This is a genomic window from Rhodobacteraceae bacterium D3-12 (assembly GCA_025916135.1).
Lineage (GTDB): Bacteria > Pseudomonadota > Alphaproteobacteria > Rhodobacterales > Rhodobacteraceae > JAKGBX01.
The window spans coordinates 1,042,554-1,058,484 of sequence record CP104793.1 but is presented as its reverse complement, the minus strand read 5'-3'; the positions used below and the strand labels follow the sequence as shown (position 1 = coordinate 1,058,484).

The following is a 15,931-nucleotide window of genomic DNA, read 5'->3' as shown; positions in this document are numbered from 1 at the left end:
CAAACGACAAAACCAAAAAACAACCTGTCGAGCCAACACATGACCCGTATGGGCCTTATTGTTATTTTCTGCGCGTGTTTGTCTGCGTGTTCCGCGCCCCTTGGGCCGTCACGCAACAGCCCCTTTGCGCCCGGCACCAAGCAAAATGCAGACGCCGTTGACGGGTTAATCGTGGGCCATCGCCTTATGGCGGCGGGCGAAAACGAACTCGCCCTTCAGGCCTTCACCCGCGCCGCCGCCGAGCATGGGTTGACCGTCGATGTGCTCTCCGCGCTTGGCTCTGCCAATCTCGGGCTGGGGCGACTGGGCCAGTCGGAAAAGCTGTTGCGCCGCGCGGTCAAGGCCGATGACACCATCCCCGAAACATGGAACAATCTCGGCGTTGTCCTGATGGAACAACGCAAATTCCCCGAAGCCGAACAGGTCTTTCGCCGCGCCTATGCGCTCGACAATGGCGAAAGTGACTCAATTCGTGATAATTTACGCTTGGCACTCGCAAAATCCGAAGAGTCAACGTATGATGGGGTCCAAGAACAAGACTATAAATTGGTACGGCGCGGAAGCAGCGACTTCCTGATACGTCAGATACCATGAGCAGATTGAGGCTGAGGCAGTAAAAGGACGCAGGAAACATGCGCCACTTCAAGATTCTTTCCCTGTGCCTGACGGGTGCGGTATTTCTGACCGCCTGTGACAAGACCCAGAACGGCGACGTAAACCGCGCATTGCAAAATGTGAACGTGGTGGATGAGAGCAATCTCAACGACATCATGCTCACCGTGGCTGACCCCAACGAAGCGGTCACCTATTTCCAGCGCGCAACCAAGGATCACCCCGAACGGATTGATCTGCAACGTGGGCTGGCGCAATCGCTGGTGCGCGCCAAACGCGCCACCGAAGCGGTCAGCGCCTATCAAAAGGTGGTCAAACTCGACGGCGCAACCGATGACGACCGCGTCGATCTGGCCGATGCCCAGATCCGCGCCGCCGATTGGAAATCCGCCGAGGCCACGCTCAACACCGTGCCCCCCACCCACGAGACCTTCAAACGCTACCGCCTCGAAGCGATGGTTGCCGACAGCAAGAAGCAGTGGAAAAAAGCCGACAGCTTCTATGAAACCGCCGTTGGTCTCACCACCCGCCCCGGCGGCGTGATGAACAACTGGGGCTATTCCAAACTGACCCGTGGCGATTTCACCGAGGCCGAGCGCCTGTTCGGTGATGCGATCAAACACGACAAAACGCTCTTTACCGCCAAGAACAACATGGTTCTGGCCCGCGGGGCGCAGCGCAACTATAACCTGCCCGTCATCCCGATGAGCCAGTCCGAACGTGCGCAACTGTTGCACACGCTGGGCCTCTCGGCGATCAAACAGGGCGACGTCGAAACCGGCAAAGGCCTGCTGCGCGAAGCGATCGACACCCATCCACAACACTTCGAAGCCGCCGTGCGTAGCTTGCGCGCGCTGGAATCGAACGTGACCAACTAAGCCGGCGCAAGATGGAGATCACCCAGCTTTCGGCGATGTGGTTTGCACCCTTCGTCTGGCCCGTCTGTGCGTGGGTCGCGTGGTCCGACATGGCGACCATGCGCATCCCCAACAAGGCGGTGATGACGCTGGTGGCGATCTTCCTCGTGATGGGGCTGTTTTTCATGCCCCTCCCCGAATTCGCATGGCGTCTGGGACAACTCGTTCTCATCCTTCTGGTGGGTATCGTGATGAACGCGGCGGGGATGATTGGCGCGGGGGATGCCAAATTCGCCGCCGCCGCCGCCCCCTTTATTGCCAGCGGCGATCTGCGTCTGATCCTGCCGCTGTTTGCCGCCAACCTGCTGGCCGCCTATGCCACCCACCGGCTGGCGCTGCACAGCCGCCTGCGCAATCTTGCCCCCAATTGGGAAAGCTGGAGCCGCGGTTGGGATTTCCCCATGGGCCTCGCGCTCGGCAACACGCTGGCCGCCTACATCGGCCTCGGCATCTGGTACGGAAGCTAAGCCGGTTCACCGGCTGATTTCGTAAACCACCATCAGGTCATTCTCGAAATCCTGCGTCAGCTTCACACCGCTCAGCTGCATCATGATGCGCTCGTTCATCCGCGCACTCAGCCGCTTGTCGATCGGGCATTTGGGCACCACCAGCACCTCGGCCTCATCAAAGCCGGGCAAGCCGCCATAGACCCACGGCGCCCCGTTGCGTAGCCGCTCGACATCGCCAAACAACCACAGCGCGTTGAACAGATCGGCCACGAACACTTTCGCCTCGCCGTGCTGCGCCTCAACCAAAGCATCGGCCTGTGCCCGCATCCAACCCACGGCCCCGCCCGCAAGCTGACACTTGCCGCCCTCCTTGGCCAATGCCATGCGCCCCTCAATCGTTTCCATCCGCGCGGTCACGGCAAACACGTCGCTGCGGCCCTCGGCATCGGGAAACATGCGTGAAAACACCGCCTTGGGCTGCACCAGCTGCCGCGCCGGGCTGATCGCGATGTTCAACGCCACCGGCAGGATCAAAGCCACGGCCACAGCCCCGATCACCCTCTCCCGACCCCAGCCAACTGCCGCCTCGGGCAGGGAGAACATCACCACCGCCCAGAACAGCAACCACATCGGGTCATTGCCAAAATTCTGATACGTCGCATAAAGCGCGCCGGGCAGCATCAGCGCCAGAACCAGCCAAACACCCCGGTGCTCCGGCCTTCTGCGCAGCATCATCACCGTCGCCACAGCCAGAAATGTGCTGCCGGCGTATTTCGGCGACAGCACAACCTCGGCCCATGCCGCCCCCGCCGGGGCCGCCCGCACGTCCGAACCCATGACCGCCAGCAAATCACCGACATAAGCGGACCAAATCGCCCCCCCAAAGGAAAGCGTCAGCACGCCGAGCACCCCAAGCCCCGCCAATGCCGCCACGCCCAAGGTCCGCCCCATCCCACGCAGGACCAACCCAACCAAAACCGCCGGGGCAAAGGCCACAAAATACGTCGCCTTGATCACCGCCAGCGCAGCCATCGCCAAGCCAACAACACACCCGTCAGCCAACGGCGCTTCGCGCTCTGCGGGCAAGGCCACAACGGCCAACGCCAAAAACGCCAACGCCCAGGCCCAGCGGTTGTAATGCATCGACAGCGACAGCTTGGTGTCGGTCCCGCCATAGACCATCCCTGCGGCCAACAGCACGATCATCAGGCCAAACGCGATGGCCACCGGCATCGGCATGCGCCGCACCGCGACCCACCACGCCGCTGGCGCCAACACAGCCGCCACCAATACCTGCCCCCAAACCAACGCCGCCCCCAGCTCAAGCCCCGCGCGATGCAACAGCGCGAATGGCTCAAACGCCAGCACCCCCAAAGGGGTCATATAATCTATATGGGGCACCTCCCCCGCGGCGCGACGCAGGACAATATCGAACAAATGAAGCGTATCGGTCTCATGCTTGGCGACCCAAAAACCTCCGCTCAGCGCGGCAAACCCTGCCAAAACCGCGACTGCGGCCATAATGACGCCCAAAACAATCCTTGGATTTGCCTGCATTCGCTCAACCGTTCCATTTTTCCTGCACTTTATTGAGGCATTCTAACCATTGCACGGATTTTGTTTGGGCGGTTCCCGCTATCGCGGTAAACTCCTGCACATAAGCGCGAAACGCGCAGTCGAGCATTCAGGGCGCAGCCTATCGCGCCATAACCAAGTAGAGATACAGGCGTATTGCGATGAACATGCAGCCCACAGCCGTTATGGCGCCCCCGCCGCCCAAGAAGATGGAAGAGATGAAGCTTCCCGTCGTGATGATGCGCGACATTCTTCTAAAAACCATCTTCCGCAAGAACGTGACCGAAGTGACCGAACTGGCCAAGGCCGTGTGCCTGCCCCGGCAGGTGACACAGGAACTGGTTGACCTGTCACGCGAACAGCGTTTGCTCGAAGCAACCGGCACGCTCAGCGCCAACTCCGGCGGCGAAATGGGCTACCAGCTGACCGATGCGGGCAAGGCCCGCGCGCTCGACGCGCTGGCCCAATCGGAATACTTCGGGGCCATGCCCGTCCCGCTCGAGGTTTACCGCGAACAGGTCAAGCGACAGTCGATCCGCAATGTCCAGATCACACGTGACCAATTGACCGGGGCGATGGGCCATCTGGTGCTGCCGCCCGAATTGCTCGACCACCTCGGCCCGGCCGTGGGCGCGGGCCGCTCGATCCTGATGTATGGCCCGCCGGGCAACGGTAAATCCTCGATCTCCAATGGCATCCGCGATGCCATGGGCGACAAGGTCTATGTGCCGCGCGCCATAGAATACTCGGGTCAGGTCATCACAGTCTATGACCCGATCGTGCACTCCGCCGCCGAAGAAGACGCCGACGACCCCAATTCGCTGCGCCGTCGCACGCAATTCGACACGCGCTATGTCCGCTGTGACCGCCCCACCGTGATTACCGGCGGTGAGCTGACACTCGACATGCTCGACCTCGTCTACAACCCGACCGCGCGAACCTATCAGGCGCCGCTGCAACTCAAATCCACCGGCGGCATCTTCATCGTCGATGACTTGGGCCGCCAACAGGAACCGCCACAGGCGCTCGTCAACCGCTGGATCGTTCCGCTGGAAGAAAGCAAAGACATCCTCGCGCTGCAATCGGGCGAAAAATTCGAAGTGCCCTTCGACACGCTGGTTATCTTCTCCACCAACTTCCACCCGAACGAGATCTTCGACCAAGCGGCCCTGCGCCGGATCTTCTTCAAGATCAAAATCGACGGCCCGAACCAGGAAGACTTCCTCAAAATCTTCGCCATGGTCGCCCGAAAACGCGGCATGGAACTGGACGAGGCGTCGCTGGTTCACCTGCTCAAAGTAAAATATCCGACGATCAAGAACATCTACGCAAACTACCAACCGATCTTCCTGATCGACCAAATGATCTCGGTCTGCGACTTCGAAGGCATCCCCTACAAGATGTCTCCCGAACTGATCGACCGCGCATGGGCGAACATGTTCGTCAAAAACGAGAAGATCGTGAAATAAACCCCCGCCACCCCCAAGCAAAGGCCTGCCCCAAAATGCGCAGGCCTTTGCCCTTCATCTGACTGGAAATATCCCGGGGGTGTGGGGGCTGGCCCCCACTTTAACCCGCGTTTGGGGGCTGGCTCCCCACTTAAACCAGCGTGTGGGGCTGGCCCCAAGTTAAGCCTGAGCGTGTCGCACCGAAGGGACGCAAAGATACTGTCTGGCCCCCGTTTTCAGGTCTTGCGCCGCCTTCGGCGTCGCCGGGGGGCGCCTCGCTTCGCTCGGCGCATGCTTGTGGCAAAGGTTGCGCTTACGCGGCGAACGGTGTCACAACGCGGCGTCGTCGGATTTGGGTATTTTTACAATTGAAGAAACCCGACCGTGCGCTCCATTAACTTAATGACGCGTTCATAAATACCGGCTCAGACGGCAGCCGGGAGTCAGCCGGATGTCAGCCGCGAGTCATACACTTTGATTTGAGGACCTGAACGCAATTAACCCTCTCGCACGATGGTGCAAGCTTCTCTAAACCATTGGGTATGACAGCCCTGCCTTCCCCTCTTTCTGATTGGTTTGATGCCCGCGGCTGGTCTGCGCATCCTCATCAGCTTGAGATGTTGGCACGCGCCGATGAACCTGCGCTGCTTTTGATCGCGCCGACTGGCGGTGGCAAAACGCTTGCAGGCTTTCTGCCAACCCTTTCCGAGTTGGCCTCTGAACCGCATAAGGGCTTGCATACGCTCTATATTTCGCCGCTCAAAGCCCTCGCATCGGACATCAAACGCAACCTTCGCACCCCGGTTGACGAGATGGGGCTACCCATCCGAATTGACGATCGCACCGGCGACACCACCGCAACCCGCAAGAAGGCACAGAGAGTCGATCCGCCGCATATTCTCCTCACCACGCCAGAAAGCCTTGCGCTTTTGACCTCCTACCCCGACGCGCCGCATATTTTCAAAGGGTTACAACGCGTTATCGTCGATGAAATCCATGCGCTGGCTGAATCCAAACGCGGCGATCAGCTGTTTCTCGCCCTGTCGCGGCTGCAAACCCTCGCGCCCGGACTGCGGCGCGTCGGGCTCTCGGCGACGGTCGACCGACCGGATGACATCGCCGGTCTTCTGGCCTGTCATCCCGATCCCTGCGCAGTAATTTGTGCCGACCCTGGTCCTGCCCCCGACATCGCCATGCTAGACACCGCCGAAGCACCGCCATGGTCGGGCGGCGGCGCGGCTTATGCGATCCCCGCGGTGCTTGAGCAGGTCAAGGCGCACAAGACCACACTGATCTTTCACAACACCCGCGCGCAGGCGGAAATTTTCTTTCATAATCTGTGGCTTGCCAACGAAGACGGCCTACCCATCGGGATCCATCATGGCTCTCTCGACCGGGCCCAGCGTGAAAAAGTCGAAGCCGCCATGGTGCGCGGCGACCTGCGCGCCATCGTGTGTACCGGCAGCCTCGATCTCGGGCTCGATTGGGGCGATGTGGACCTTGTCATTCAGGTCGGCGCGCCCAAAAACGTCAAGCGCCTCGTCCAGCGGATTGGCCGCGCCAATCACCGCTACAACGCACCCTCCAAGGCGCTTCTGGTGCCCGCCAACCGCTTTGAGGTCATCGAATGCCATGCCGCCCTTGCAGCGGCGCGTGAGAACGATCTTGATGGCGACCCGCGCGGCAGCGGACCGCTTGACGTGCTCTGCCAGCATATCCTCATCGCGGCCTGTTCCGGTCCGTTTACCGACGATAAACTATTTTCTGAGATTGTGAGCGCTGGCCCCTATGTGACCCTGTCACGTGACACTTTTGACGCCTGTCTCGATTTCGTCGCGACCGGCGGTTATGCTTTTCGCACCTATGACCGCTGGCAAAGGTTACAGGAGCGCAACGGCGCCTGGCAATTGCGTGACCCCCGCGCCGCCGCGCGTATCCGGATGAATATCGGCACCATTCAGGATGCCGACCTGCTAAAAGTGCGCATGCGCGGGCGCGGTCCCGCTCTGGGCGAGGTTGAAGAGGCATTTGCCGCCTCGCTTTCCCAAGGCGATACATTCCTTATCGGCGGTAAAATCGTGCGATACGAAGGCCTGAAGGAAATGACAGTTGAGGTCTCTCGCGATAAGGGGCGCAAGCCGAAACTTGCTGTTTTCTCAGGCACGAAATTCGCCACCTCAACCCAGCTGTCACAGCGCGTCTTGCGGATGTTCAAACAGCGCGACTGGCCCGAATTGCCCGACCATACCCGCGAGTGGCTGCACCTCCAGACCCGCGTTTCCAGCCTGCCTCAGCCGGGGCGTTTGTTGGTCGAAAGCTTCCCTCATGACGGACGAGAGCATATTTGCGTCTATGGATTTGCGGGCAAGAATGCCCAACAAACATTGGGCCTTTTGCTTACCAAACGGATGGAGGAAATGGGCCTCGCCCCACTCGGCTTTGTCGCGACGGATTATGCCACGCTCATCTGGGGGCTTGACCCGATCGACGATGCCGCGCCGCTGTTTGACCTCGCGCGCTTGCGCGACGGGCTTGACGGTTGGCTCGCCGGGAATGCCGTCATGAAACGCACCTTTCGCGGCGTGGCCACCATCGCCGGGCTGATCGAACGCAACATGCCGGGACAGCGCAAAACCGGGCGGCAGGCTACGTTTTCCTCGGACATCCTTTATGAAACGCTGCTGAAATACGACGCCGATCACCTGCTGATGCAAGTCACCCGAACCGAAGCCATGCGCGGCCTTGTCGATTTCGCAAGGATCGAGGACATGGCCCGCCGGGTTCACGGGCGCATCGAAACGACCCGTCTTGACCGCGTCACCCCCTTGGCCGCACCGCTGTTCCTCGAAGTTGGCAAGGTCCCGGTTCAAGGCGAAGCCGAAGAGCGCCTGCTCAAACAAGAGACCGAGCGCCTGATGCAGGCCGCCGGGTTGGCCCGGCCTGATCCACATCTGTAAATCTCGCTGACGCTCCGCGAATAGCCCTTGCAATACAAGGTTCTAGCGGTCAACAACAGGGCATGGACGGATACGAGTTCACCCTGTCTGGCGCAGATTTGCAGGCGCGCGGATCCGGCGCGCTTTATTGGCCTGCGCGCAACTTGCTTTGCGTGTCCGATCTTCACCTTGGCAAATCCGAACGGTTGGCGCGGCGCGGTGGCGCCACCCTGCCCCCGTACGAGACCCACGACACCCTATCGCGCCTCGATGCCGAACTGGCCGCAACCGAGGCGCAAACCGTTGTTTGCCTTGGCGATACCTTTGATGATCGCGACGCCGCGGATGCCCTGTCGGATCAGGAAAAACTGTGGATTTCGCGGCTTCAAGCCGGGCGCCGTTGGGTCTGGATCGAAGGCAACCATGATCCCGGCCCGGTCGACCTTGGTGGGACACATCTGGCTGAATTGCCGCTCAACCCTCTGGTTTTCCGCCATATCGCCCAAGTGTCGCAAGCCGGAGACATCTCTGGCCACTACCACCCCAAGGCCCGGCTTTCGACCAAGGGGCGCAGCATCACGCGGCCCTGTTTCCTGATCGACGGTGATCGGGTCATCATGCCGGCGTTTGGCACCTATACCGGCGGCCTGCACTCGCACGATACGGTATTGTCCGACCTCATGCGCGAAGAAGCAATTGCAGTGTTAACGGGACCATTTCCCGCGCCGATCCCGATGCCGCGCTAGAACGGCGCCCACCGCTCAGATAATGTTCTCGGCTTCCAGCGCCGGACTATATTTGCGGCTTACCGGCACTTGATCACCGTTGGCAAGTTGCAGGACGACACGCCCCTGCTCACGCTCCACCCCGACAATCGCCGCAAGCGCAACCCAATGCGACCGATGGGTGCGAACCCCTGTTACAGCTTCCATCTCTGCAATCGCATCAGCCAACCGCATGCGAATTGTCGTCAACCCATTTTCCGTAACAACTTCAACGTGGTGGTCCCGCCCCGACAAGCGAAGCACCGTGCCTTTCATATGCTCCGGCAGCCGCGCCATCAGCCGAGGATGGCTCCCATTTGCGGCGATCGGCACCTCAGCATCAGCGCGCGCCACCGCCCAACGGCGCACCACAGCGACCGAGATCGACACGGTCAGCACATAGAGCGTCATACGTTCAAATGATGGTGTCAGCCGGTTGGATACCCCGAGCAGCAGCGGCGTCAAAAACCACAGAATTACGGTAAGAACGAGCGTCATCGTGCTTACTGAGAAAATCTCAAGCCATATTGGATTCTGGCTCAGCACCCTCTCGGAAATGAGCCTAATCGCACGTCCCAAGAAGACCGAGAGCCCGACAACGACGATCCAATACGTCAGGCGGGTTTCAAACGGAAAGATTTCATAGGTGCCAAACGGGCCCGCCAAAGCGGCGACACCAGAGACCGACAGCCATATTACCACCGCGAGCGGGCGGAACACCGCGCGAAAGAAACTGGTGGGGAAATTTGCATAAGTGTCTGACAAAACAACGATGCTTTTTCGTGACTGCCCCGCTTAAATACCCCAAGCGGGGAGCTAGATGCAAGCAGGTGATCGCCGAATAGTTGTAGAGTCGTAAATTGACGTTACGCCGTTAGCTCTCTGCAATCGCATCAGCCAACCGCATGCGAATTGTCGTCAACCCATTTTCCGTAACAACTTCAACGTGGTGGTCCCGCCCCGACAAGCGAAGCACCGTGCCTTTCATATGCTCCGGCAGCCGCGCCATCAGCCGAGGATGGCTCCCATTTGCGGCGATCGGCACCTCAGCATGCGCGCCACCGCCCAACGGCGCACCACAGCGACCGAGATCGACACGGTCAGCACATAGAGCGTCATACGTTCAAATGATGGTGTCAGCCGGTTGGATACCCCGAGCAGCAGCGGCGTCAAAAACCACAGAATTACGGTAAGAACGAGCGTCATCGTGCTTACTGAGAAAATCTCAAGCCATATTGGATTCTGGCTCAGCACCCTCTCGGAAATGAGCCTAATCGCACGTCCCAAGAAGACCGAGAGCCCGACAACGACGATCCAATACGTCAGGCGGGTTTCAAACGGAAAGATTTCATAGGTGCCAAACGGGCCCGCCAAAGCGGCGACACCAGAGACCGACAGCCATATTACCACCGCGAGCGGGCGGAACACCGCGCGAAAGAAACTGGTGGGGAAATTTGCATAAGTGTCTGACAAAACAACGATGCTTTTTCGTGACTGCCCCGCTTAAATACCCCAAGCGGGGAGCTAGATGCAAGCAGGTGATCGCCGAATAGTTGTAGAGTCGTAAATTGACGTTACGCCGTTAGCCCCTCGGGCTCTTGCAGCCCGTTCGCGCGGCTACAGGCCGTGACGGTATTGGCAAGCAAGCACGCAATGGTCATCGGCCCAACGCCGCCTGGCACCGGGGTGATCGCACCGGCCACCTCGACGCAACTGGCAAAATCCACGTCACCCAAAAGCCCCTTGCGGCCCTCGACGCGGTTGATACCTACGTCGATCACGGTCGCCCCCGGTTTGATCCAGTCGCCCGGGATCATTTCGGGCCGTCCAACAGCGGCCACAACAATATCCGCACGGCGCACCACGTCGGGCAAATCCTTGGTCCGCGAATGGGCAATTGTCACGGTGCAGCTGTCACCAAGCAGAAGCTGCGCCATCGGTTTGCCCACAATGTTGGACCGGCCAACCACAACCGCATCCAACCCGCTCAAGCTCCCGTGATGCTCTCGCAGCATCATCAAACAGCCCAAAGGCGTGCAGGGCACCATGCTTTTCTGGCCCGTGCCCAACAACCCAACATTCGAGATGTGAAACCCATCGACGTCTTTGGCTGGATCAATAGCGTTGATCACAAGGTCTTCGTTCAAGTGTTCCGGCAACGGCAATTGCACAAGAATTCCATGCACATCCGCATCATTGTTCAACTGTTCAATCAACGCCAAAAGATCGCCTTCCGGCGTCGCCGCGTCCAGCTTGTGCTCGTAGGAATTCATGCCGACTTCTGCCGTCATTTTCCCCTTCGAGCGCACATAAACTTGGCTTGCTGGATCTTCACCCACCAGCACCACAGCCAACCCCGGCGTGATGCCATGATCTGACTTGAGGCGGGCGACATGCCCGGCGACTTTCTCGCGCACAGTTGCGGCAAAGGCCTTGCCGTCAATGATCGTTGCCGTCATCTGATTGTTCCCTCCGCTGGGCTTCACCTGACACCCGCTCTACTTGCCCTGCAACGGGCGGGTGTCAAGCCGGTTTGCTTAGAATAGGCCCTCAATATCGCCCGCATCGTTCAACCCGATCTCAAGCGCGGCAGGTTTGCGCGGCAAGCCCGGCATCGTCATGATCTCACCACAGATCACCACGATGAACCCCGCCCCAGCAGAAAGCCGCACTTCACGCACCGGCACGCTATGCCCGGTGGGCGCGCCACGCAGGTTCGGATCGGTCGAAAAACTGTATTGAGTCTTGGCCATACAGACCGGCAGATGGCCAAACCCGGCCTCTTCCCATTGGCGCAATTGATCGCGGATCTTCTTGTCCGCCAGCACCTCGTCAGCGCGATAAATTCGCTTGGCAATGGTCTCGATTTTTTCGAACAAGCTCAACTCATCGCGATAAAGCGGCGCGAACTGCGACACGCCCGCATCGGCAATCTCGGCAACCCGGGTGGCCAGTGCGGCGGTGCCTTCGCTGCCTTTTTCCCAATGCTGGCAAAGGATTGCTTCCGATCCCTGACCTTGGACATAATCGATCACGGCTTGAACTTCGGCGTCTGTGTCGGTGACGAAATGGTTGATCGCCACAACCACGGGCACGCCGAATGCCTTGAGGTTCCCGATATGCCGCCCGAGGTTCGGACACCCATCATTGACCGCCTGCACGTTTTCCTGACCAAGGTCCGCCTTGGCCACCCCTCCGTTCATCTTCATCGCACGAACCGTGGCAACAAGGACGACACAATCAGGCGCAATCCCGGCCTTGCGGCACTTGATGTTCATGAACTTCTCGGCCCCAAGATCGGCTCCGAAGCCGGCTTCGGTCACCACGTAATCGGCGATTTTCAAAGCTGTCGTTGTCGCGATGACCGAATTACAGCCGTGGGCGATATTGGCGAACGGTCCACCATGCACAAAGGCCGGGTTGTTCTCCAACGTCTGCACCAGATTGGGTTGCATTGCATCCTTCAACAGAACGGTCATCGCGCCATCGGCGCCGATGTCACGGGCGTAAATCGCCTGCCGCTCGCGGGTGTAGGCGACAATAATATCCCCCAACCTTTTTTGCAGGTCTTCAAGGCTGGTCGCAAGGCACAGGATCGCCATGACTTCCGAGGCGACAGTGATATCAAACCCCGTCTGACGCGGGAACCCATTGGCCACCCCGCCCAACGACACAACCGTGTCACGCAGCGCGCGGTCATTCATGTCCATCACCCGACGCCACGCAATCCGGCGCTCATCAATCTCAAGCTCGTTGCCCCAATAAATGTGGTTGTCGATCAGCGCACTCAGCAGGTTATGCGCCGAGGTGATAGCGTGAAAATCACCGGTGAAATGCAGGTTCATTTCCTCCATCGGCACCACTTGAGCATAGCCACCACCAGCGGCCCCGCCCTTCATGCCAAAGCACGGCCCAAGCGAGGCTTCGCGAATACAAATCGCCGCTTTCTTGCCGATCCGGTTCAGCCCATCACCCAGCCCGACAGTGGTTGTCGTCTTGCCTTCGCCTGCGGGGGTCGGGTTGATCGCGGTCACAAGGATCAGCTTGCCATCTTTGTTGCCCTGAACCGAGTTGATGAACTCCTGACTCACCTTGGCTTTGTCGTGGCCATAGGGAAGCAAATCGTCCGAACCAATGCCAAGTTTTGCTCCGATCTCTTGAATCGGGCGTTTCTTGGCCTCGCGGGCAATTTCGATATCTGACTTATAAGACATGGGCGCGCACCTTTTCCTGCTGCGTGGGCATGATCGTTATCTATCGCTCTTACGCTGCTGTCATGGCAATCGCGGGAGCGAATCCGACATTTTCAGCACCGGTAGCGGCGGCGGCACTGCAACGGGTTTCGCATCGGAAAGAAAATTCGCGCAATCAACCTGCTCGACGCGGCCACAGGCCTCGCACTCACCCGCCGCGCGCGGCCTCAAGATGCGGCCACGCCGGTTGATCAGGAATGTGAAGTCTCAACTTGTCACCAAGGGCGATCCCACCGGGGCGTTCCACCCATGCCGTCACACCGCGCAGGGCATTGGCGGCGGCTTTGAACCGCTTGCCAAAGCCCGGATGCGTCTCTTCTATGACAGGAGCGGGCAAATGGCAGGGACGGTTTTCCATGTCCACAACCAATGTTGCACCAGAGGGCGCTTGCAGCCGTGAACTCGGTGGCAGATGGGTCAGGTCCGGCAAACCCGCAAGCACAAGCGACGCGCCAAGCCAGCTCGGCTCTAGCATGCCTTCCAACTCCATACGCGTCGCAATTTGCGCCAGATCCTCAGTCGATAGGACCGACAGTTGCCGCACATTGCGAATTTCCGTGCCACGCGGATGTTGATCCAGCACGCGCGAGCACGACGCTCGCGTCACCCCGCCATGCGCTTCTCCAGCGATCCCGGACCACTCCAACTCGGCACTTTCAAGCCGCTCGGCAGCCAAAGCCGCTTCGCGATTGGCCACGCGCCCAAGCCAGGTGATTTCTCCATAGAATTCTGTCGCTTTCAAAGCAGGCATATCGAAATTTCCTTGTTGATGTCCCGCACCCTGTCCTGCAATGGAGCAGGGTTCAAATCATCTTTTGTGACCCGTTTGAAACTGGCGGCGATGCCAGCCGCAAATCAGCAAAGGGTCAGCGTTCGGTCAGCTTCAGTTCGATCCGACGGTTTTGCGCACGAGCAGCCTCGCTATCGCCCTGCGCCACCGGTTGGTATTCACCAAACCCGTTTGCAGACAGGCGAAAGGGCGGAATCCCAAGGTTCTGGCTAAGGTAACGCACCACGGACAACGCCCGTGCCTGCGACAACTCCCAATTGTCAGCGAACTCCCCCAATCCTGAAAGAGGCACGTTGTCGGTGTGCCCATCGACCTGAATGATCCAGTCGATGTTTTCCGGAATATCGCGGGCAACCTCCTGCAAAAGCTGCGCGACATCGCCGATCTGTGCCTGCCCCTCACGTGACAGCCCCGCCTGCCCCGGTGGAAATAGGGCCTCGGACGAGAACACAAACCGGTCGCCCACGATCTTCACGCCTTGTTTGCTGCCAAGCACATCGCGCAGCCTGCCAAAGAATTCAGAGCGGTATTTCTCAAGGTCTTTCTTTTCTGCCTCAAGGCGACGCTTTTCTTCGGCCAATCGCTTGGCCTCGGCTTCCTCAAGTTGGCGACGCTTGCGTTCCTCTGACACGGCCCGCGCCAGCGCCGCGTTCAAATCCGCTCCCAAAGTCTGCAACTGAACCTGCGCCGCCGCATCGCGCGTTTTGTAATCGTCAAGCAAAGCCTGAAGTCCGCCAAGCTGAGTGCGTAACGCCGCAACCTGCTGATTGAGCAGGGTGTGCTGTTTTTGCGCTTCAGTGACAGCATTGGTTTTGCGACCCAATTCATCCTTGGCCGTTGATAGCAAAGCCGCTTGCGTTTGCGCCTCGGTGAGCGCGCGTTGTGCCTTCTCTTCCGCAGCAAGTTTCGCCGCCAGCGCCGCGCGGAGCTGATCCCGAAGCGCAGTGCGTTCGACCTTGCCAACATTAGCCACCTCTATATCTGCAAGCGCCGCCGCCAGCCGCGCCTCAAGCGCTGCGCGTTCACTGGCCGATTTCTCGCTCGCCACAGCAGTCTCGCGTTTTGACGCAGCCAACGCCGCCTCGGCAGCGGCCAGCTTCTCTTCAAGCGTGGTCGCGGTTTGTTCAAGCGTCGCTTTTTCCTTAACCGCGGCATCCAACGCCGCTTGCACGGCCGCCAGCCGCGCTTCGAATTTGGATGCTTCGGTGGTCATGCCGCTCTGTGCGGCCTTAAGCGCGGCGTCCGAGGCGGCAAGCTGTGTTTGCAGCCCTGCCGCCTTCGCTTTGGCGTCCGACAACGCGGCCTCCAGCGTTGCAAGCCGCGCTTCCAGCCCGGATTGCGCCTTTTCGCTCTCTAAAAGAGCCGCCGCCAAACGCAAATCTAGGTCTTCTTTCGCCGCTTGGGCTGCCGCCAACAAAGTGAGCGTATCCTCGGCAGCTTTACGTTGCGCCTCCAGTGACAGCGTCATTGCTGTCAACTCGGCATTCGCGGATTTGAGCTTGTCCCGCAAAGCCTGCGCCGCCGCCGTTTCTGCCAACCGGCCCGCTTCTTCTTCGCTAAGCCGCGCCTCTAGGCCGGTCTTGTCGGCTTGCAACCCCGCAATCAGAGCCTCCAACGCCGCGCGCTTTGCCGCCGCCAGACGCGCCGCCTCTGTTCCCGCATCAATCTCGCTCCTCGCCTGTGCAAGCGACAGGTTGAGCGCCTCTTGAGCGGTGACAAGTTCAGCCTGCTTGGCCTCAAGCGCCGAAATCGTGGCGCGACTATCTTTTTGCGCGGCAAGGAGCCCGGCCACCTGCTCTTCAAAACTTGCAATCTGACCACGTGCGGCTTCAAGCGCACGGTCCTGCGCCGCCCGCGCGGCGGTGAGCGATGCAATCACCGCCTGTTGTTGCTCCGCTTGCTTCTGTGCGCCTTCAATCGTCGACGAAAGCTCTCCCACACGCGCCTCAAGACCTTGCGCGCGATTGCGCTCCAACCCCAAAGCCTGCGCCAGCGCCGCAACCTCGGCCGACAAGGTGTCCAGCTCGCTTTCTTGTCCGCTGATCGTTTCGCGCAATACAAATTGCACCACCATAAAAATGGTCAGCACAAACATCAGGACCAGCAGAAGACCGGTCATCGCATCGACAAACCCGGGCCAGATAGCCGCCTGAAACCTCTGCCCCGTGCGCCGGGATAAGGCCATGA

At 59.7% G+C, this 15,931-nt stretch carries 13 protein-coding genes; 6 read left to right on the top strand and 7 right to left on the bottom strand.

From position 1 onward, the window contains the following. The first annotated feature begins 39 nt into the window (after window positions 1-39). Genes N4R57_05290 through N4R57_05280 form a run of 3 tightly spaced genes read left to right on the top strand, consistent with a single transcriptional unit; the run spans window position 40 to window position 1,996 of the window. Window positions 40-594, top strand: coding sequence for a tetratricopeptide repeat protein (locus N4R57_05290; protein UYV38490.1), 555 nt, complete (start codon window positions 40-42; stop codon window positions 592-594). Window positions 595-632: 38 nt separating this feature from the next. After that, window positions 633-1,490 (top strand): tetratricopeptide repeat protein, encoded by an 858-nt coding sequence (locus tag N4R57_05285; GenBank protein UYV38489.1) that lies wholly within the window; start codon window positions 633-635, stop codon window positions 1,488-1,490. Between the two features lie 11 nt (window positions 1,491-1,501). Next, on the top strand, window positions 1,502-1,996 hold the full coding sequence (locus N4R57_05280; GenBank protein UYV38488.1) for a prepilin peptidase: 495 nt from the start codon (window positions 1,502-1,504) through the stop codon (window positions 1,994-1,996). 6 nt (window positions 1,997-2,002) lie between these two features. On the opposite strand, the gene N4R57_05275 is transcribed toward N4R57_05280, so the two are convergent. Beyond that, entirely contained in the window at window positions 2,003-3,499 is a 1,497-nt protein-coding gene (locus tag N4R57_05275) for a hypothetical protein (GenBank protein ID UYV38487.1), read from the bottom strand. A 215-nt stretch (window positions 3,500-3,714) separates the two neighbouring features. Here N4R57_05275 and N4R57_05270 point away from each other — a divergent pair, with 215 nt between their 5' ends. The 3 genes from N4R57_05270 to pdeM all read left to right on the top strand — a co-directional run bounded on the left by N4R57_05270 (window position 3,715) and on the right by pdeM (window position 8,683). Continuing rightward, window positions 3,715-5,022 (top strand): ATPase, encoded by a 1,308-nt coding sequence (locus N4R57_05270; protein UYV38486.1) that lies wholly within the window; start codon window positions 3,715-3,717, stop codon window positions 5,020-5,022. 521 nt (window positions 5,023-5,543) lie between these two features. Continuing rightward, a complete protein-coding gene (locus N4R57_05265) occupies window positions 5,544-7,958 on the top strand; it encodes a ligase-associated DNA damage response DEXH box helicase (GenBank protein ID UYV38485.1) in 2,415 nt (804 codons plus the stop codon). 62 nt (window positions 7,959-8,020) lie between these two features. Then, the gene (gene pdeM / locus N4R57_05260) at window positions 8,021-8,683 is read left to right on the top strand and encodes a ligase-associated DNA damage response endonuclease PdeM (GenBank protein ID UYV38484.1); all 663 of its coding nucleotides are present in this window, start codon (window positions 8,021-8,023) and stop codon (window positions 8,681-8,683) included. A 15-nt stretch (window positions 8,684-8,698) separates the two neighbouring features. Here the strand turns inward: pdeM and N4R57_05255 are convergent, their stop codons facing one another. The 6 genes from N4R57_05255 to N4R57_05230 all read right to left on the bottom strand — a co-directional run bounded on the left by N4R57_05255 (window position 8,699) and on the right by N4R57_05230 (window position 15,929). Further along, the gene (locus N4R57_05255) at window positions 8,699-9,466 is read right to left on the bottom strand and encodes a LytTR family transcriptional regulator DNA-binding domain-containing protein (protein UYV38483.1); all 768 of its coding nucleotides are present in this window, start codon (window positions 9,464-9,466) and stop codon (window positions 8,699-8,701) included. Window positions 9,467-9,709: 243 nt separating this feature from the next. Further along, the gene (locus tag N4R57_05250) at window positions 9,710-10,174 is read right to left on the bottom strand and encodes a hypothetical protein (protein UYV38482.1); all 465 of its coding nucleotides are present in this window, start codon (window positions 10,172-10,174) and stop codon (window positions 9,710-9,712) included. A 101-nt stretch (window positions 10,175-10,275) separates the two neighbouring features. Then, complete coding sequence (folD, locus tag N4R57_05245) at window positions 10,276-11,160, bottom strand: bifunctional methylenetetrahydrofolate dehydrogenase/methenyltetrahydrofolate cyclohydrolase FolD (protein ID UYV38481.1); 885 nt, start codon at window positions 11,158-11,160, stop codon at window positions 10,276-10,278. 78 nt (window positions 11,161-11,238) lie between these two features. Further along, on the bottom strand, window positions 11,239-12,915 hold the full coding sequence (locus N4R57_05240) for a formate--tetrahydrofolate ligase (GenBank protein UYV38480.1): 1,677 nt from the start codon (window positions 12,913-12,915) through the stop codon (window positions 11,239-11,241). A gap of 187 nt (window positions 12,916-13,102) precedes the next feature. Further along, complete coding sequence (locus N4R57_05235) at window positions 13,103-13,705, bottom strand: sulfurase (GenBank protein UYV38479.1); 603 nt, start codon at window positions 13,703-13,705, stop codon at window positions 13,103-13,105. A 115-nt stretch (window positions 13,706-13,820) separates the two neighbouring features. After that, window positions 13,821-15,929, bottom strand: a complete 2,109-nt coding sequence (locus tag N4R57_05230; GenBank protein ID UYV38478.1) for a peptidoglycan -binding protein — start codon at window positions 15,927-15,929, stop codon at window positions 13,821-13,823. Window positions 15,930-15,931: the final 2 nt, after the last annotated feature.